General features: G+C 62.0%; 18 protein-coding genes. 13 read left to right on the top strand and 5 right to left on the bottom strand.

Annotation, left to right across the window (positions count from 1 at the left end; genetic code table 11):
• Positions 1-32 precede the first annotated feature (32 nt).
• A protein-coding gene (locus L284_RS36830) for an IS3 family transposase (RefSeq protein ID WP_152524674.1) occupies positions 33-1,204 on the top strand; the annotation gives its coding sequence in 2 pieces (ribosomal slippage) (positions 33-297 and positions 297-1,204; 1,173 coding nt in all).
• 18 nt (positions 1,205-1,222) lie between these two features.
• Here the strand turns inward: L284_RS36830 and L284_RS36825 are convergent.
• Entirely contained in the window at positions 1,223-2,602 is a 1,380-nt protein-coding gene (locus L284_RS36825) for a DUF4158 domain-containing protein (protein ID WP_021234357.1), read from the bottom strand.
• Positions 2,603-2,793: 191 nt separating this feature from the next.
• Between L284_RS36825 and L284_RS36820 the strand changes: the two genes are divergently transcribed.
• Positions 2,794-3,957 carry a tyrosine-type recombinase/integrase gene (locus L284_RS36820; protein WP_021234356.1) on the top strand — a complete coding sequence of 388 codons (1,164 nt, stop codon included), beginning with the start codon at positions 2,794-2,796 and terminating at the stop codon, positions 3,955-3,957.
• 47 nt (positions 3,958-4,004) lie between these two features.
• Here the strand turns inward: L284_RS36820 and L284_RS36815 are convergent, their stop codons facing one another.
• Together L284_RS36815 and L284_RS48405 are read right to left on the bottom strand one after the other, a co-directional pair.
• A complete protein-coding gene (locus tag L284_RS36815) occupies positions 4,005-4,256 on the bottom strand; it encodes a hypothetical protein (RefSeq protein WP_021234355.1) in 252 nt (83 codons plus the stop codon).
• 103 nt (positions 4,257-4,359) lie between these two features.
• Positions 4,360-4,530 (bottom strand): DUF6771 family protein, encoded by a 171-nt coding sequence (locus L284_RS48405; protein WP_021234354.1) that lies wholly within the window; start codon positions 4,528-4,530, stop codon positions 4,360-4,362.
• 707 nt (positions 4,531-5,237) lie between these two features.
• Between L284_RS48405 and L284_RS36810 the strand changes: the two genes are divergently transcribed.
• Together L284_RS36810 and L284_RS36805 are read left to right on the top strand one after the other, a co-directional pair.
• On the top strand, positions 5,238-6,263 hold the full coding sequence (locus tag L284_RS36810; RefSeq protein ID WP_021234353.1) for a MucR family transcriptional regulator: 1,026 nt from the start codon (positions 5,238-5,240) through the stop codon (positions 6,261-6,263).
• Between the two features lie 107 nt (positions 6,264-6,370).
• Positions 6,371-6,646 (top strand): HU family DNA-binding protein, encoded by a 276-nt coding sequence (locus L284_RS36805; RefSeq protein WP_021234352.1) that lies wholly within the window; start codon positions 6,371-6,373, stop codon positions 6,644-6,646.
• Positions 6,647-7,078: 432 nt separating this feature from the next.
• Here the strand turns inward: L284_RS36805 and L284_RS36800 are convergent, their stop codons facing one another.
• Together L284_RS36800 and maiA are read right to left on the bottom strand one after the other, a co-directional pair.
• On the bottom strand, positions 7,079-8,377 hold the full coding sequence (locus L284_RS36800) for a dicarboxylate/amino acid:cation symporter (RefSeq protein ID WP_021234351.1): 1,299 nt from the start codon (positions 8,375-8,377) through the stop codon (positions 7,079-7,081).
• 43 nt (positions 8,378-8,420) lie between these two features.
• The gene (gene maiA / locus L284_RS36795; protein ID WP_235054379.1) at positions 8,421-9,287 is read right to left on the bottom strand and encodes a maleylacetoacetate isomerase; all 867 of its coding nucleotides are present in this window, start codon (positions 9,285-9,287) and stop codon (positions 8,421-8,423) included.
• Between maiA and L284_RS36790 the strand changes: the two genes are divergently transcribed.
• The 9 genes from L284_RS36790 to L284_RS36755 all read left to right on the top strand — a co-directional run bounded on the left by L284_RS36790 (position 9,286) and on the right by L284_RS36755 (position 18,227).
• Positions 9,286-12,279: a TonB-dependent receptor domain-containing protein gene (locus L284_RS36790; RefSeq protein ID WP_021234349.1), complete on the top strand. Its 2,994-nt coding sequence runs from the start codon at positions 9,286-9,288 to the stop codon at positions 12,277-12,279. The two genes, maiA and L284_RS36790, sit on opposite strands and share 2 nt — an antisense overlap.
• Before the next feature lie 70 nt (positions 12,280-12,349).
• Positions 12,350-13,636: an aromatic ring-hydroxylating oxygenase subunit alpha gene (locus L284_RS36785; protein WP_021234348.1), complete on the top strand. Its 1,287-nt coding sequence runs from the start codon at positions 12,350-12,352 to the stop codon at positions 13,634-13,636.
• A gap of 10 nt (positions 13,637-13,646) precedes the next feature.
• Entirely contained in the window at positions 13,647-13,982 is a 336-nt protein-coding gene (locus L284_RS36780; RefSeq protein WP_021234347.1) for a hypothetical protein, read from the top strand.
• Between the two features lie 11 nt (positions 13,983-13,993).
• A complete protein-coding gene (locus L284_RS36775; RefSeq protein ID WP_021234346.1) occupies positions 13,994-14,416 on the top strand; it encodes a hypothetical protein in 423 nt (140 codons plus the stop codon).
• Positions 14,413-14,733 carry a cupin domain-containing protein gene (locus L284_RS0124265; RefSeq protein WP_021234345.1) on the top strand — a complete coding sequence of 107 codons (321 nt, stop codon included), beginning with the start codon at positions 14,413-14,415 and terminating at the stop codon, positions 14,731-14,733. Before L284_RS36775 ends, L284_RS0124265 begins: the two co-directional genes overlap by 4 nt.
• Positions 14,730-15,926 (top strand): NAD(P)/FAD-dependent oxidoreductase, encoded by a 1,197-nt coding sequence (locus tag L284_RS36770; protein ID WP_021234344.1) that lies wholly within the window; start codon positions 14,730-14,732, stop codon positions 15,924-15,926. The genes L284_RS0124265 and L284_RS36770 overlap by 4 nt, the downstream gene beginning before the upstream one ends.
• A complete protein-coding gene (locus L284_RS36765) occupies positions 15,923-16,438 on the top strand; it encodes a nuclear transport factor 2 family protein (protein ID WP_021234343.1) in 516 nt (171 codons plus the stop codon). The genes L284_RS36770 and L284_RS36765 overlap by 4 nt, the downstream gene beginning before the upstream one ends.
• A complete protein-coding gene (locus L284_RS36760; protein WP_021234342.1) occupies positions 16,435-17,292 on the top strand; it encodes a dihydroorotate dehydrogenase electron transfer subunit in 858 nt (285 codons plus the stop codon). The genes L284_RS36765 and L284_RS36760 overlap by 4 nt, the downstream gene beginning before the upstream one ends.
• A complete protein-coding gene (locus L284_RS36755; RefSeq protein WP_021234341.1) occupies positions 17,289-18,227 on the top strand; it encodes a dihydroorotate dehydrogenase in 939 nt (312 codons plus the stop codon). Before L284_RS36760 ends, L284_RS36755 begins: the two co-directional genes overlap by 4 nt.
• Positions 18,228-18,229: the final 2 nt, after the last annotated feature.

Below are 18,229 nucleotides of genomic sequence, written 5' to 3'. Positions count from 1 at the left end.
TAAGCTAATCCCGACGTGAGGAACGGACGGGAATGAAGACGACGAGAAAGCGGTATTCTGCAGACTTCAAGGCGAAGGTGGCGCTGGAGGCGATCCGTGGTGATCTGACGCTGGCGGAATTGGCCGCCAAGCATGGCGTGCATCATACGATGATCGCGGCATGGAAGCGTCAGGCGGTCGATGGCATGGCAACGACCTTCTCAGGGGCAGGCGAAGCGACGAAATCGACCAGCGAGGCCGAGTTGGAAAAGCTTCATGCCAAGATCGGGCAACTCGTCATCGAGCGGGATTTTTTAGCGAAAGCCTCCGGTCGATGAGCGTGGCACGGAGGCGCTCGAAGATCGATCCTGCTCACCAACGCCTGTCAATCTCTGCCCAATGCCGGCTGCTTTCGATCAGCCGATCGGCCTATTATTATACGCCAGTGCCCGAGACGGATGAGACGCTGGCGTTGATGGAAGTGATCGATGCGACCTTTCTTGATTGCCCATGGTATGGCAGCCGCCAGATGGCCCGGCATCTGAAGCGGATAGGCCATGATGTTGGTCGCCGCCGGGCGCGGCGGCTGATGGCGAAGATGGGCCTGACACCGATCTATCAGCGGCCGCGCACAAGCGATCCGCATCCACAGCACCGGATCTATCCGTACCTGCTGCGCAAGCTGGCGATCGAGCGGCCCAATCATGTGTGGTGCGCCGACGTGACCTACATCCCGATGCGGCGTGGCTTCCTGTACCTGGTAGCGATCATGGATTGGGCGACCCGCAAGGTGCTGGCCTGGCGGCTGTCGAACACGATGGATGCTGGCTTCTGCGTCGCGGCGCTGGAGGAGGCGCTTGCCCGCTATGGCAAGCCCGAGATCTTCAACACGGATCAGGGCAGCCAGTTTACGTCGCAGGCCTTCACCAGCGTACTGCGCAAAGCCGAGGTTCGCATCAGCATGGATGGTCGGGGGCGTTGGATGGACAACGTCTTCATCGAGCGCCTCTGGCGATCCCTGAAGTACGAGTGCGTCTATCTCCATGCCTTCGAAACCGGATCAGAGCTTCGCACTGGCCTTGCCCGGTGGATCACCTATTACAACACCTTGAGGCCGCACTCGGGTCTGGCCGGGCAAACCCCGGCAGAGGCCTATAGGCGGATCACGCAATCAGATGATGGGGGGCATGCCCCCCATCATCTGATGACCAGAATGGCGGCATGAACGACAAACCGGATTAGCTTAAATCAGACGCCAAACTGTCCAAGAAGGCGGGACCACCTCAATCAGCTTGGACCATTGCCGGTTCGCAAAGGGCATAGGCGGACTTTCGGGCAGCTGCGAACCGCGCTTGCCATTGAATTCCTTGAGCAGTTCGATCGCGGGAAGCAGATTGGATCCGGCCCCTGACGCGCGGAATGTGAAGGTATCGAGAAAATTCGCGGAGAACCGCCGCAGCGTCGAATGGCGTTGGGTCGCGAGCACCAGCGCATCTTCTTGCCCAATCGCTGCCAAGGCATCCACGTGTGGACGCGCGGACATCAGGCGATGCCAGCCCACCATTTCATCGACGAGGAGTAGCGGATCACCACCGGTCTCTTCTGCCATGTCGAGCGCGGCAATAGTAGCGCCGAACAGGCGCATCAACTTGCCAACCGATGGGGCCGCATCCTGATACCGGCGTTCCTGCCCTCGCTTGGCCCGAGTGAAAATCCCGCCGATGAGCCGTTCAAACATCACTATGGCCGCGTCCGCGAGCCGCGCTTCCAGATCGATTATGGCTGCGGCGAGTGTCGCGCGTCTGCGGTTTGCGGTATAGTCGGCCAGCAGGAAGGGGGGCACCACCGCGCCTTCGCGAACGAACTGGCCAAACCGGAACCCCGACGTTGCAAGGCCAAGGCTGGCGTTCACACCAAGCTTTCGTACATACTGTAGACGCCTGAGCAGGGCATTGATGTTCTTGGTCGACGGTGCCCCAGGCAGATCTCGCAGCCACGCGAGCGGGGTCATACCGAATTCCGCGTCGTTGACGAGGAGAGCGTCGAGCCGTTCCATGGTCTCGACGTCCAGTGCGGCGACGAGTTCAGCGGCGGCTTGTTTGCGCGCCCGTGCCCTGCCGGCAAGCCCCGCACGCTCGATCGTGTCGGGCGGCGGTAGAATGAAGTGCTCCGCCTTGAGGCCTTCAATCAAAGCGTGCGCAATCGTTTCGCCGCGATCGCTCCGAGCCGCCGCCCGCGCGGCCAATTGGATAGCGTGAGCGAGGTTATCGCGCGTGAAGCTTCGAAGATCCAGGTAGCCGGCGGCGAGAGCCGCGTGATCAGTGCGCGTCTGCTGGCGATGCCCGTACGTCTGGAACGCTGTCGTCGGAACGAAGAGTTGAGCTGCCAGGTAGTTTAGCACAGGCTCGGGAAGGTCGCTGTTTGCGTGCAAGCCGAAGCCAGGGTGTCTCAGCAAGGCAAGGTGGGCAGCAACACCCAGCCGGTTGGCGTCGCCGCGTCGCCTGCCGATCATTTCCAGGTCTTCTGCGGCCAGTGTGTAGTTCCGGATAACGGAAAAATGATCTGTCCGCGGCTCAAACAGCCGCTGGCGCTCGTCCTGTGTCAGCAGATTTCGCCGAGCCATGCTCCACCTCACCAGAGTCGGATTGATCCCAAGGGGTCAGGTTAGCCCTGATTGTCGTCGATGGCATCGGCGGCAGAAAATCGCCCTAATTCTTCGAGGTTCGTGCTTTGTCCGGCTTAGCGTTGCGTAGCAAACAAACCTTGAGGTGTTCCCAGCTATCGGGGGGATCCCGCCGCGATGACCCAGAGGGCATGCGCGGGACCGTGGTGCCGCTGATCACCTCGCTGCGCACCGCGGAACGCGTCGTTGTCGATGCCGCCTTGCTCGAGGCCTTCCAGGCGGCGGCGTCGAAGCACACGCTCGCAGCGCTGCGTTCGGACCTGTCCGCCTTCGACCTGTGGTGCCGCGAGCAACGTCGCATCACCGTGCCGGCCCGGTCCGAGGACGTTGCGGACTATCTCAAGAGCCGGGCGGGGCAGGGGGCTCGTCCCGCATCGCTGGCGCGCTACAAGGCCTCGATCGCACGGCTCCATCAGTTGCTGGGCCTGATCGATCCCACAATAGCCCCGCTGGTCAAGCTGACGGTGGCGGCGATCCGTAAGGAAAAGGGGGTGGCCCAGCGCCAGGCGGCGCCGTTGCGCTTCAAGGGTGCTGTCTCGGACATCGAACGCGACCCGGCACGGGGTCTGAATCTGCGCGCACTGCTGGAAAGCTGTGCCGAGGATCTCGTCGGCCTGCGCGATCGCGCGCTCCTCAGTCTGGCCTACGATACCGGGCTGCGGGCCAGCGAACTGGTCGCCGTCGAAGTTGGACACATCCTGCCCGCCACCGATCCCGATGCGCGGCTGCTTGCGATCCCTCGCAGCAAGAGCGACAGCGAAGGGGAGGGGGCTACCGCTTTCCTGTCGCCGCGGACCGTGCGTGCGGTGAATGCCTGGATGGACGCGGCTAGGATCAGCGAGGGCGCGGTGTTCCGGCGGGTCTTCGTGCGCCGCTACAAGGCGAGGGCCCGTGTACCCGGCCGAGATCTGAGGACGCTTTCCGGGCGCGAAGCGTATGATTGGCGCAAGGCCTTGCCCAAGCCTGCCGTGCCGGCGCGTACCGAATACAGCATCGGCGATGCCGCGCTGCATCCTGGCTCGATCGGGCCGATATGGCGCGCGATCATCCGGCGGGCGTTCGAGAAGGGGGCCTTGCCTGATCTGACAGGGGATGATCTCGAGCACTGGCTGAAGCGCATCAGCGGACATTCCACGCGTGTCGGGCTCAATCAGGATCTTTTCGCCAGCGGCGAGGATCTCGCGGGCATCATGGATGCGCTGCGCTGGAAAAGCCCGCGCATGCCGCTTGCTTACAATCGCAACCTCGCGGCAGAAAACGGCGCGGCCGGACGGCTCATGAAGAAGCTGGGCTGAGCGCTCAGCGAGCCCGCGAGGCACCCCGGCGGGTGCCCCGCCTTGCGTCAGGCCTGGGTACGCGTGGGTTCAACGAAACCGCTGGGGCTTACGCCCGGCAGCTTTTCAGCCTTCTGACCGTCGGCATGTTTCTTGGCGGCGTATGCGCCGGCTGCTGCCGCGATGAGCGTGAGCGGGCTCAGCCGACGTAGCAGGATGGGCACTGCGGCACCCAGAAGGGCTCCGCCCGTTCCATTGAGGCCTCGTACGTGCTTCGAAGCCTGGTTGCCGGCGACCGCTCCAATAATTTTGCCAATCACGCGATTGTCTCCTTCGGCTCCATCAAAGACGTACCGGAAGAATGGTTCGGCCGGCAGCCTGGCGCGCCATGCAATCAGAAGGAGAGGGCACCTGACGGGCCAATCAGGCTGGAGGTTGGTTCTGCGTGTCCTGGAGCGCGGCTGAAATCATGGCTGCCAGCGTTTCTTCGGCGCGCGCGCGGATTACCGCGTCCTTGGCCTCGAGGTCATGACGGACCCACTGCGGCGCGCGTTCGATGACCTGAAGGATGGTGGTAGTGAGCGGGGAGTTCATGAGGCGAGCTATGATCACAAGGCGGGGCCGTGTCCACGGCATACGCGACGAAGCGCGCTCGCTTGTCACCCGGGGGGGAGTGATTGACCCTTGCGAACGCTTATGGGCGGGCCAGAGTTACCGCGCAGCGTCACGAGGTAGACGGCGTTTCCCAATTGGAGGGCCCGCACAGACCATCTTCATCCGTGAGCTCTCGCATGCGCTTCGCTGACGATAGATGGCGGGCCGCTGCCGAAATCAGGCTGGACTGTGGATAACCTGGCGGACAACCGGCGCAGAACGTGTTGACGGGCAGGGGATCGCTCGATGATCATCGGCGGGTGGGCATCAAGGTCATCCTCAGGTGAAGACTGTGCGCCAAAAAGAAAAGCCGACCCGAAGGTCGGCTTGAAAAGTTTTGGGAGAGGATGCCTGAAAGGCAGGGCGGCATATGATGATGCGCCAAGGAGTTTGCAATTGCGCGTATTGCACATGCTCATCCCCGGATTGCATGCGTTACTAGCATGGGTGTTTATGGCCACTCTTGCGGCGGAAGCATGACGTTTGGGGGAGTTCGCCCCGCGATCCGATCTTATCTGATTGACTGGCAGGGAACCGATGCGTTCCCCTGTCTGGCACTTTATCCGTTGCGCAAAGTTTCATTCATCGTGACAAGCAGCGCGTCGCAATCTCCACGTCGATTCAACACAGCAGGAACACTATCCCTTATGGCTGAAACCGAAAACGCCGCCGATCTTACGGCCCTGACTGTAGAATTGCTCAGCGCTTATCTCGCCAACAACACGGTCGGCTCCGACGATCTTCCGCGGCTGATCCGTGAAACCCGCCTCGCGCTGTCCGAAGATACGGTATCCGACCCGGTGGCCGAAGAAGAGCAGACATTCACACCAGCGGTTTCGGTCCGCAAGAGCCAAGCGTCGAGCGCGCATCTTCTCAGTCTCATCGACGGCAAGCCGTACAAGACGCTCAAACGCCACCTGGCTGCGAATGGATTGACCCCGGAAACCTACCGCGAGCGGTACAAACTGCCCGCAAATTATCCCATGGTAGCCCCGGATTTTGCAGCCAAGCGCCGCGCAATCGCCGAGCAGATAGGTCTTGGTAATCGCTCAAAACCTGCCATCGCCGAAGGCGGTGAAAGGTCGGTAGACACGCCTGTCTCTACAGCGAGCACTGAGCCCGCTGCCGACAGCAAGCCTTTGGCTGTGGAGACCCCTGCGGTGAAATTGCCGACCGCCAAGGGCGTGGCCCCGAAATCTGTGAAACCTGCGGGCAAGGCGAAGAAGAAGAAGAAGACGGCTACCAAACCATTAGAAGCTAAAGATGCCCGGCCACTTGCTGCGGTGCCCGAGGACGATAAGCGTGCTTCCGCCGAGCCACTCGCGGCCGAGGCGAAAGCCAAGCCCAGGGGCAGCCCGACTTCCGGGTCGGTCGGCGCGGGAAACCGCAGAAAGAAGCTTGCGGTGAAGGAGGACGCAACAGCTGACGTCGTGCCTGCTCCAATCGCCGAGGCGACGCCGGCTGCCGCGCCGGCACCGGCTTCTACCTCAGTACGCAAGCCCCGCGGGAAACTAGGGCTGTTCGGTAAAGGACAGGCGACGCCGGGCGCCGGTGATCCTGCAGCCGAGGGACAAGAACCCTCTGAACCTGTGCAGCCCGCCAATCCGGGCAAAGCGCCGAGGGCCAAGCGGATGGCACGCACGCCGAAGGCGAGCGAGAAAGACGCTGGCTAAGCTTACGGCCTGCAAACTCAACAATTGTCGGGCGAACGCGCTCGGACGTGACGGATTTGGCGGGCGGCGGTAAGGCCCGCCGTTTATTGAAAGAAAAAGGAACAGCTATGAACAACAATGATCTGGCCGAGGCGATCGCTACCGATGCCGGGCTCACCAAGGCAAATGCGCGCAAGGTCGTCGACGCCGTCTTCGATGCGATCGCCGATGCCGCTGCCAAGGGCGAGGAGATTTCGCTCAACGGCTTCGGCAAGTTCAAGGTCAAGGACACGCCAGAGCGCGAAGGCCGCAATCCGGCCACCGGCGAAGCGATGACGATCAAGGCCGCCCGCAAGCTGAGCTTCACCCCTGCCAAGGGCATCAAAGACAAGCTTAACGACTAAACATCGGAGAGGCGGCGCCCCCAGCGAGGCGTCGCCTTTTGCCCTATCTACCTGACGCTGCGCTTGTCTTGCAGTAGGTGGCGGTTAAGTGGATGCAATGACTGCATCGGACCTCGAACAGATTTTGATTGCCCGGCTCATTCGGGAAAACGGTGGCACATCGCAAATATGGCGTCGAGCTCTCGGCAAGATCATCGTTCGCGACCCCAAAACCCATCCTCATTGCAATTGGGATTTCAGGCCCAGCGGGACAGATAGGCAGCGTTCCGCCATCGAGCGACTCCTCGACGACGTGCGACTTGAACACTCAATCGTTTTCGCCAGCTGAGCCTTGAGCGCGCAGGAATGGCCGGCATTGGGGCTATTGTGACAGTCGGCTTAGCGGTGATTGTACAAAGATAGCAGACATTCACTGTCCGACCATATATAGTTCTATATGCGGACTGTCGTCTGTTGATCGGCATATTGATGCAAGGACGCAGAGGGCACATCCGCATCCGGGCCCATCAGCGGCTGCAGCATCCCTTCCGATCGGGTGATCACGGCCGTCGCCACGGCATTGCCGACAACGTTGGTGGCAGAGCGGCCCATGTCGAGGAAGGTGTCGACGCCCAGCAGCAGGGCGATGCCTTCCACCGGTAGGCCGAACTGGGTGAGAGTGGCTGCGATCACCACCAGGCTGGCGCGCGGCACGCCGGCGATGCCCTTGGAGCTGACCATCAGCGTCAGCAGCATCAGGATCTGCGTCATCAGCGGCACGTGGATGCCATAGGCCTGAGCGATGAACATCGACGCGAAGGTCATGTAGATCATCGAACCGTCGAGGTTGAAGCTGTAGCCCAGCGGCAGGATGAAGCCCGAGATGCGGCGCGGCACGCCGAACCGGTCGAGCTGCTCGAACAGCTTGGGCAGGCTGGCTTCCGAGGATGCGGTGGAGAACGAGAGCAGCAGCGGCTCGCGGATGTAGCGGAACAGCGTGACTACGCGCTTGCCCAGGAACAGCCCGCCTGCGCAGAACAGCAGCACCCACAGCAGGAACATCGCGAAGTAGAATTCGCTGACCAGCACGCCGTAGGTCACGATGATGCCCAGCCCCTGCGTGCCGATCACCGCCGCGATCGCGCCGAACACCGCGAAGGGGGCGAAGCGCATGACATAGCCGGTGATCTGCAGCATCAGCTCCGACAGGGCTTCGGTCACGCGCACGATGGGCGCGCTCTTCTCGCCGATGGCGGTGAGGCCGACGCCCACGAAGACCGAGAAGACCAGGATCTGCAGGATGTTGTTCTCGGCCATCGCCGCCAGCGGGCTGGCCGGGAAGATCTCGAGGATGAAGTGGTGGAGCGTCAGCTCGCCGGTCTGCAGGTCGCCCAGGGTTTCGGTGGTGTCCAGACCGACACCGACGCCCGGCTGGAACAGGTTGACGAGGACCAGGCCGAGCCCGAGCGAGCATAGGCTTGCGGTGATGAACCATGCGAGCGCTTTGCCGCCGATGCGGCCCAGCGCGGCGCTGTCGCCCATGCCGGCGATGCCGGTCACGATGGTGGCGAAGACCAGCGGCGCGAGGATCATCTTGATCAGCCGCAGGAACACGTCGGGCAGCGAACGGAAGTAGCCGGCCCATTCCTTGAGATGCGGATCGCCGGCCGGAATGCTGGCGTGGAGCACGTAGCCTGCTGCGATACCCAGGATCATGCCGGCGAGAATATGGAGTGTCAGGCGCCTGCCCATAAGGTCCTCTGGTGTATGAGTGTCGCGAACAGCGGCAGAAATTTCAGATCTGGTCGCGGCTATCTGGTTGGGCGTCCGGGTGGGCAGCTCGAAACGCCGACAACCGCGCGCATGCCTCATCGATCTTGCGCAGCCGGGGGTATGGTCCAAGATCGAAACCGGAAAGGCGCGCGTTGTAGACCTGCGGAATGAGGACGCATTCGAAATAGCCAGGCCGGTCAAACAGGAAGTTCAAGGTTTCCCGATCTTCGAGGCGCTGCTCGACGCCTGAAAGGGTCTTTTCCAGCCAGCGATGCTGCCACGTCGCGACTGCGTTTTGGTCACCGCCCAGCTCACTTCTGATGTGCTGAATGGCCGGGCGGCCGAGAGGAGCATGCAGTTCAGTCGCGATCGCAAGCGCGAGTTCGCGAGCGAGAAGCCGTTCCGACGGCTTTGTGGGTAACAGTGGATTTGCAGGAAATGCCTCATCCAGCCACTCGATGATGGCCATCGACTGACCGTGAACAGCATCGTCCGTTTCGATCGCCGGGACACCTTTGAACGGATTGTCCTTAGCGAATGGTGATCGCAAATGCGCGTCAGTCGCGAGGTCTACCGGCACGACCTCGTGGGGCACGCCCTTGAGGTTGAGGGCGATGCGCACGCGGTAGCTCGCGGAGCTGCGGAAATAGCTGAAGAGGCGCATGGAGTAGCTCTTTTCGTGACGACTGAGGTCGTGGAAGGCATTACCGGCCTGGCCGAAACTCAGCGGATATGGGGCCTTTCGACAATATCTTTCCGTCTCTCCCGAAAGGGCATTGACGTCAAGCCAAAAACGAGTGATGCTCGGTTTATCAAGATTGACCGGGTTCGAGAGTCGGCGGCAGGAACGAACAAAAAAGTTTGGTTGCATCAGGGGGTTGAATACCATGACAAATGAGTCTTCCCGGTCGCATGGGAGCCGTAGTGCCAAGTGCGCTTTTCACGTCGCCACGCTGATCGGAGCATCCGCGCTGGCGATCGTCAGCGCATCCGCCAGTGCGCAGGATGCCTCATCCGGTGCGTCCGAAAGTGTCGCTGCCAATAACGAGGCCGCTAACGACATTGTCGTCACCGGCTCGAGGATCGCGCGCCGCGATTTTGCTGCAGACAGCCCGATCGTCACCGTCGGCGCGGGAGCGCTTGAAGCACGTGGCGACGTTACGCTGGAGGCGAAGCTTAACCAGCTGCCGCAGTTCGTGCCTGGCGCCACGGCGTACGCCAACAACATTGCTGGCAGCGGTCAGGCTACGCTCAACCTGCGCGGACTTGGCCCGTCGCGCAACCTGGTGCTGCTCGACGGTCAGCGTCTGCAGCCCTCGAGCGCCTCGCTTGCTATCGACATCAACACCCTCCCTGCGATTCTCATCGACAATGTCGAGATCATCAGCGGCGGTGCATCGGCTGTCTATGGCTCCGACGCCATTTCGGGCGTGGTGAACTTCAAGCTGAAGCGCAATTTCAATGGTCTTCAACTCGACGCGCAGCACAGCCTGACCGGCAAGGGGGACGGCGCAACGCGGGACTATTCGCTGCTTGCGGGAACAAAGCTGTTCGGTGGTCGCGGTCACCTGATGGTCGCTGGCGAATATTATCAGCGTGATACGGTCAAGACTGGCAGCCGGGATTTCTACAGCCGGGCGTTCTCGCAAGGTGGCAGCAACTCGGCTTCGAACACCCTGCCGACCGGTACGTACACGCCGACAGCCAGCAACCTGCCCAATGGGGCCGTGGTCAATTCCGTGTTCGCAACGTACGGCGCTGTAGGCTCCGCAATTCCCGCCGCGACAATCCTGGGTTTCAATAACGACGGAAGCCTGTTCACCGACAACAACGGAATACGTAATTTCCGCAGCGGCTCGGCTGCAACCGGTTACTCCGCACGCGGCAACGTTCTGTATTACGACCCGAACGTTGAAGTCGATCTTCTGGCACCGATGACCCGCTACTCCGGGTTTGCGCGTCTCGATTACGAGGTGTCCGACAACATCGATGCCTATGTCCAGGGTTCGTACACGAACTACACGACGGTGAATAATGGCTCGGGAACGCTTGCGCAAGGCAACACTGCCCTCAGCGTTCCAGTGACAAATCCGTTCATCCCGGCTGATCTCGCAACGATCCTCGCGTCGCGGACGCAGCCCAACGCGAACTTCACGGTCGTGAAGCGCTTCACCGATGCAGGTCGCCGCATCGTTGAGCACGAGAACGACGTCTACCAGATCACTGCGGGCCTCAGGGGGCGCCTCCCGGGCATGGACCTGAGCTGGGAGCTGTTCGGCTCGCACGGCGAGACAATCGTGCATGACCGCATCACTGGCGGTGCAGTGACGATGACGGCTGCCCGCACGCTTCTGAATGCAAGAGATGGCGGCCGGTCGATCTGCGAGGGTGGCCTTAACGTCTTCGGCAATCAGCCTATTTCCGCCGACTGCATCAACTACCTCACCGCCGAGACGGACAGCCGTACGCGCCTGACCCAGGATAATATCGAGGGCAACGTCCAGGGCGCGCTGTTCGATCTTCCGGCAGGAGAGGTCCGTTTTGCAGCGGGTGGCAACTATCGCCGGCAAGGCTACAAGTTCACCGCCGATCCGCTGCTGATCCCCAACCCGCCTGAGGTTATCGGCTTTAACTCGGCGGCTTCCTCGCAGGGCAGCACCAGTGTGGTCGAAGGTTATGCGGAACTGCTCGTGCCACTGCTCGCTGACCTTCCGCTGATCCGCAAGCTCGAGTTGGATGCGGCTTACCGTTATTCGCATTACAACATTACTGGCGGTGTCAGCGCCTACAAGGCCGACATCAACTGGGAAGTAGCGCGCGGTCTCCGCCTGCGTGGCGGTTATCAGCGTGCAGTTCGCGCGCCGAACGTGGGCGAACTCTTCCAGGGCGGCCTCGTCAACTATTCGAACCTTGGATCCGCGCCCAGCGGCGGCGATCCTTGCGACGTCCGCTCGGCCTACCGTACCGGAGCCAATGCGGCCCAGGTGCGATCGCTCTGTATCGCGCAAGGCGTTCCGCAAAACGTAATTGATACGTACTCGGCGAACTACACGCAGGTGCCCGGGACGACGACCGGTTCAAAGGCGCTTTCGCCCGAGACGGCCGACACCTATACAATTGGCGCAGTGATTGACTCCCCGTTCCAGGGCAGCGCCCTGCTGCGTGGGATGACCCTCTCGGTCGATTACTACAACATCTCGATCAAGGACGCGATTGGCACGATCACCGGTCCGACGATGGTGGCGAACTGCTTCAACGCCAATGGTTCGAACCCGAATTATGCGCAGTCGAGCGTCTACTGCCAGAATATCGTGCGCAATGCGGACGGTACGATCTTCAACCTCAACCAGCCCTACCTCAATCTGGGCGGGTACAAGACCAGCGGGATCGACGCGCAGTTCGATTGGCGCATCCCGCTCGAAGCGGTCGGCTTCGGTGGCAACCCCGGCGATCTTCTGCTGAACGTCGTGGTCAACAAACTCGAGACGTTCAAGATCCAGAACCTGCCGGGCGCCGCTTACATCGACCTGGCCGGCACTATCGGTAGCGGCAACACTTATGTGCCCTGGCGTGTGAACACCACGCTGACTTACCAGGCCGATGACTGGAGTCTCGGCGTGCGTTGGCGCCATCTCAGCGCTCTGCGCGATTACACCTCGATCACCACGCCGAGTGCTGTGCTGCTAGGTGTGGGCGCCTACAACACGGTCGATCTCTTCGGCCGGGTGGCCGTGACCGACGGCTTTGAACTGCGCGGCGGGATCGACAATCTAACCGATCGTGAACCGCCGGTCGTCGGTGGTCGCCTCGGTAACACCGATGCAGGCACTTACGATCCGCTCGGCCGACGCTTCTACATCGCCGCTCGCGCAAAGTTCTGATGCGAGCATCCTGGGGCGCCTGAAAGGCGGCCCGGGGCCCACTTCCAACGCCTACAATCGGAGCAACCCGGTGACCGAAGTTCCCCATCGCCTCCACGACAAATACCCCGAGCTCGGTCGCGGCCCGATCCCGATCGAGCCCTACATCAGCGAGCAGTATTGGCAGGAGGAGAAATCAAAGCTGTTCCGCAAAACCTGGCTCCATGTCGGACGGGTAGAGGAACTGCCCAAGGCTGGGGACTTCTTCGTCAAGGACCTGCCCGCGTGCGATGCCTCGATCATTATCGTGCGCACCAAGAAGGGTGATATCCGCGCCATGCACAACGTGTGCGCGCACCGCATGAACCAGATTGTCTATGAGGAACGCGGCAACACCCGTAAGTTCTTCTGCAAGTTCCACGGCTGGGCCTACGACCTCGAAGGCAACCTGACCGGGGTGCCCGACGAGGACTGCTTCTTCGACCTCGATCGTTGCAAGTATGGTCTGACGACCGTCGCCTGCGAGATCTGGCAAGGGTTCATCTTCATCCACGTCGATCCGAATCCGGCGATGACGCTCGCCGACTTCATGGAGCCGATGTATGGCAACGTCGAAGGCTATCCCTTCGACAAGATGACCTCGTGCTTTTCGTGGACCACCGAGGTCGACTGCAACTGGAAGCTGGCGCTCGACGCCTTCCAGGAAGCCTACCACGTCGCCTACGTTCACGGGAATTCGATCGCGGATTCGATCAAGACCGAGAGCGGTGGCTCGATGCGTCCGCTCGACGGCCTGTGCGGCGACTATCATCGCCGCCTCTCGCTCGCCGGGAACACCAAGACCGTCTACGGCAATCCCAAGGCCGTGACTGCAGGCGGTGCAGCGCTTGAGGAGGCACTGGCAGAATCTGCGGCGGCCAAGCCGATTTCGGCAGCCGCCCTGAAGGCTGGAGCAGGCGGTGCACGCTACGAGTTCCCGATGGAGGAGCTTCCCGAAGGCGTGAACTGGACCGGAAGCCCGGACTGGATGTTCGACATCAATGTCGTGTTCCCGGACTTCTATCTGTCGCTGCGCCCGAACTATTTTCAGGCCTACAACTTCCGTCCGATCGCGCATGATCGTACCCTGGTTGAGGCGCGCGTCTATTATCCCGAGATGCTGACTGCGGGCGGCCGCTTCTACCAGGAGTACATGAAGGTCCAGCTGCGTGACGTGCTGCTGGAGGACTTCTCGACCCTCGAACGCACCCAGTCCGCCTGTGAGACCGGCGCGAAGTCGCACATGATCCTGCAGGACTACGAAATCATGGTCCGCCATGCCTTCGAAGTCATCGAACGCGTTCTGGGCCGCACGCCGGCCGAGCCGATCCCCGCCTGAGGACACGCCCATGCTTCCCACTCAATTCGCACAGCTCGAACCGTTCAGCGCCTGGTGCCTGGCGACCGAAACCGAGCGCAACATCCGCCGCCTGAGCCTGCCGCAGGATGACCTGCAGGCGTTCGCGGATGCGATCATTCCCGAAGTTCAGGGCATTGTCGCCTATCTCGATCGACAGCCGTTGGCCGAGATGCCCGAAGACGACAAGCCGCTGTTCCACATGCTGCTCTCGCTGGCCGAGATCGCTCCGGCGATCGAGTCCTACCATCAGCCCGAAGTCATCGACGGCTACGATTCCCGCCGTTTTCCGGCGCAGGAAGACTTCGTCCTGCGTCCGGCGCACTGAGGAGAACTGCTATGGCCAAGTGCCGCGTTTTCGCCATCGACCAGGGTCTGAAGACCGTAGTCGAGGATGGCCTTTACACCAAGCACCTGTTTGGAACGAACGTCAGCGTCTCGGTGGTCAAGTTCGTTGCGCCCAAGGGGCCGGAGATTCCGGCCAAGGCGCACCATCATGGCGAGGAAATCTCGCTCCAGATCATCGGCGGCTGCAACGTGATCGAAGGGCCGGGCCTCGGCGATCCCGAAGACCCAGTGACGGACATGGCGCCCAACATGGCCCTGGTCATCCCGGGTGGCCTGTCTCACTACGGCGAGAACTTCATGGGTCCTGAAGGCGCCAGCATGCGTCTCAACGTGGTGACGCCGCCTCGCGCCGAGTTCGGCCCGGAAGACGGTGCACCGTACTATCCGCTTAAGAACCGGGACGATGCCGCATGAGAACTGCAGGTTGCACCACCATTCCCACGCCTGTCCATGGCGCCCCGACTTCCGGCGGTGGGGATCATCTCGAGGCGGCACTGCGCCGGTTCGTGAACGGCGAGACGCTGTCTCCGCATGATGACCACGCTTTCGAGGAAGTGGCTGCCGTGCTGGAAGGCGAGTTCCATGTCGAGGCCGCAGGCGAGGTCTATGACCTCTCCACCGGCGAGGGCATCGTGATCCCTCCGGGTGAGCCGCGCGAATGGCGCTGCGATGGCGAAAACGGCGGACTGCTCTACCGCGTACTCGTGCGCGTTCCCGGGGCACCAGCATGACCCGCGTCCTCATCGTCGGCGCCGGACATGCGGGAGGGCGCGTTGCTCAGCATCTTGTCGAAGGCGGATTTGCGGGCGAGATCGTGCTTGTCGGTGAGGAGGTTCATATTCCCTACGAGCGGCCTGCGCTTTCCAAGGAGTTCCTCCTTGGAAAGCAGGACGTCGCTGAATTCAGCCTGCCTGTGTGTGAAGCAAGCGAGGCCTGCAGGTTCGAGCGTCGGGTGGGTCGGGTCACGTCTGTCGATCCGGTCGAGCGGACCGTCAGCACCGCTGACGGAGAGACGATCGAGTGGGACCGCCTGGTGATCGCAACTGGAGCCGACGCGCGTCGACCTCCGATCCCCGGCAATGACCTTTCGCACGTCCACGTCCTTCGCACGATCGACGATGCCCTGCGCCTGAAGTCCGCCATCACGGCGGCGAAGAACCTCGTCATAATCGGTGCGGGCGTCATCGGGCTCGAAGTTGCCTCCAGTGCGCGTGGGCATGGCGTAGCGATTTGCGTGATCGAGCCCGCCGAGCGGGTCATGGCGCGTATTCTCTCTCCCAGTGCATCGCACTGGCTGGCTGAGCAGCACCGCGCAGCGGGCACGGATCTGCGTCTTGGCAGGGGCGTTTCCGAGATCCACGGCGATGCTGTCATTCTCGACGACGGGTCGGTGATCGCGGCCGATACCGTTCTGCTCGCGACGGGCGCGGCGCCCGCCACGGCGGCTTTCGCTTCTGTCGTGGCTGCCGGGGCCGATGGCGTCCCCACTGACGCGCATTGCCGCGTTGAAGGGCACGAACATATCTATGCGGTCGGCGACGTGGCGCTTTCCAGCAGCCCGATCTACGGCCGTGCCCTGCGGCAGGAAACCTGGCGCAATGCCGAAAATCAGGCCCAGGCCGTCGCGCAAATCCTGCTCGGCGGTGAGGAGCCTTATTCGGAACTGCCGTGGATGTGGACCGATCAGCTCGGGCACAACATCCAGGTCGTGGGCTTCTGCGCCGGTGATCGCGAAGTCGTACGCGGCGATCCGGCAACGGGCAAAGCCTGCCTCTTCCAGCTCGACGGCGACCGGTTGGTCGGCGCTGTGTTGTTGGGTGAGGGCAAGCAGCGCAAGCATGTCGAACGACTGATCCTTGATCGCGTACCGGTGACAGATGCGCAGCTTGGCGATCCGGTGCAGGCGTTGAAGGCCCTCGCATGAGCGATATCGAAGCCAGGCTGGCGCGGGTCGAGGCCGAACTGGCCATCCAGCACACCCAGGCGCGCTATGCGGCTTTTGCCGATGCGAAGTACGGAGCAGACCGTCAGCGCGTCGCCGCTGAGGCGATGACCGCAGCTGCGGTAGGGCAGGCATCGTGCTTTACGCAGGATGCCGTCTGGGAGGGCGGCGAGTTCGGCGGAGAGATTACCGGGCGCACGGGTCTGACCGAGTGGTTCGCCCGTCCCCCGTGGCACTTTGCGCTGCACTATTATCTCGCACCCGAATTCGCGCTAGATGGTAATACCGCGCAGACGCGCTGGCGCTTGTGGCAGATCGGTATCCGCGACGGAGAGGTCGCGCCGGTACTGCTCGGCGGTATCACCCGTCAGCGGTTCGAACGTCAATTTGATGGATCCTGGCTGATCGCGACAATGCGGTTCGAGCAGGTCCAGATATTTCCCCTTTCTGCCGGCCACATGCCGGTTCCTGTAGCGACGGAATTTTCTCGATGAGCCTTTGCGCGGTCAAACCTGATGAAGCCGGAGCCGGTGACAGCTTTCCCGTTGCGGAAAACCTCTGCACCATCGTCTCCAATGACTGGGTGAACGAGGAATATCGCCTGCTGATCGTCGATGCGCCTGCAATCGCGCTCGCGGCGAAAGCGGGCCAGTTCTTTCATCTGATGTGCCCGCCCGACGGGGAATCGGGCAACTTCCTGCGCCGTCCGATGAGCATTCATCGCATTGACCGTGAGCAGGGTCAGCTGCACTTCCTGTACAAGGTGCAGGGCAGCGGCACCCGCGGCCTTGCTACGCTCGGGCAGGGCGATACCCTCGATGCGCTGGGACCGGTCGGTCAGGGCTTCACTTTGCCCAGGGGCACGCAGCATGTCGTGATGATTGGCCGCGGCGTCGGGCTCGCGACCCTTGCGCCGTTGGCGCAGGAGGCAGTCGCTGCAGGAGCAAAGGTCACTGCGATCCTGTCCGCGCGCATGGCCTCCCTGCTAATGGCGGAAGACGCCTTGCGCAGTGACGGTGCAGAAGTGGTCATCGTGACCGACGACGTGGGAAACAGCGACACGACATCGCTCGAAGCTTTGCTGCGCCGCGTTCATGCCGATCGCCCGATAGATTTCGTCGCGACCTGCGGTTCAAAGCGGCTGACGCGGCTGCTGCAGGACTTTTCGACTGAATTCGGGATCGCCGGGCAGGTGGCGCTGGAACAACGGATGGGCTGTGCTCTGGGCATGTGCTTTGCCTGCGTCATGCCGTTTCGTAACACTGCAGCAGATGGAACGCGCACCGTGGGCTATCGCCGCGTCTGCTGGGACGGACCTGTATTCAATCTTGAGGAGACCGTGCTGTGACGGATCTTTCCGTACGCATAGGCGATATCACGCTCGCCAATCCGATCATGCCGGGCTCCGGCACTTTGGCCGAGGGCATGGCCGACGTCTTCGATCTGAGCCGCCTCGGTGCGATCGTCACCAAGACGTTCACCGACGATCTGCGTGAAGGGAACGCTCCGCCGCGTGTGGCCGAGCTTCAGAACTCCACGCTGTTCTCGATCGGCATTCCCAGCAAGGGCACCGATTACTATCTGAACAAGACCGTCCCGTTCTACCAGAAGTTCAACACGCCGATCGTCGCGTCGATTTCCGCCGATACGACGGAAGGGTTCGGGGCGCTGGCAGCCAAGCTGTCTGACTCGGGCGTCGTTGCGATCGAAGCAAACATCTCGTGCCCCAATCTCAAGAAGGACGGACTTGCCTTCGGGATGGACCCTGTCGCCACTGAGGAAGTGATCCGCGCGATGAAGGCGGCAACGCACCTGCCGGTGTGGGCGAAGCTCTCCCCCAACGTGGGAGACATCGCGGTGATCGCCCGGGCGGCGGAGAATGGTGGCGCCGATGCGCTTGTGACCGCGAATGCGATGCTGGCCATGGCAATCGATATCGAGACCTGGCAGCCGCGCGTCGCCAACCTGATGGGCGGTATCACGGGTCCGGCCACCAAGCCCGTGATCATGCGGATGGTCTACCAATGCGCACAGGCCGTTTCGATCCCGGTGATCGGTTGCGGCGGCGTGTCCAATGCTGCGGATGCCATCGAATACATGCTGGCGGGCGCCACGGCCGTGCAGATGGGTACGCAGAGCTTCGTCCAGCCTACTGCCATGGTGAAACTGCTCGACGATCTCACAGCCTATTGCGAACGTCGCGGGATCGCCAAGGTCAGCAAGCTGACCGGCGCCATGCGCATGTTCTCTCCCGAACAGCTCGCACGCCAGGGTTCGCTGTGAGC

Origin of the sequence: Novosphingobium lindaniclasticum LE124 (genome assembly GCF_000445125.1) — a bacterium.
Classification (GTDB): domain Bacteria; phylum Pseudomonadota; class Alphaproteobacteria; order Sphingomonadales; family Sphingomonadaceae; genus Novosphingobium; species Novosphingobium lindaniclasticum.
Note: the sequence above shows the minus strand (reverse complement) of the source record. Positions and strands in the feature narration are given on the sequence as shown.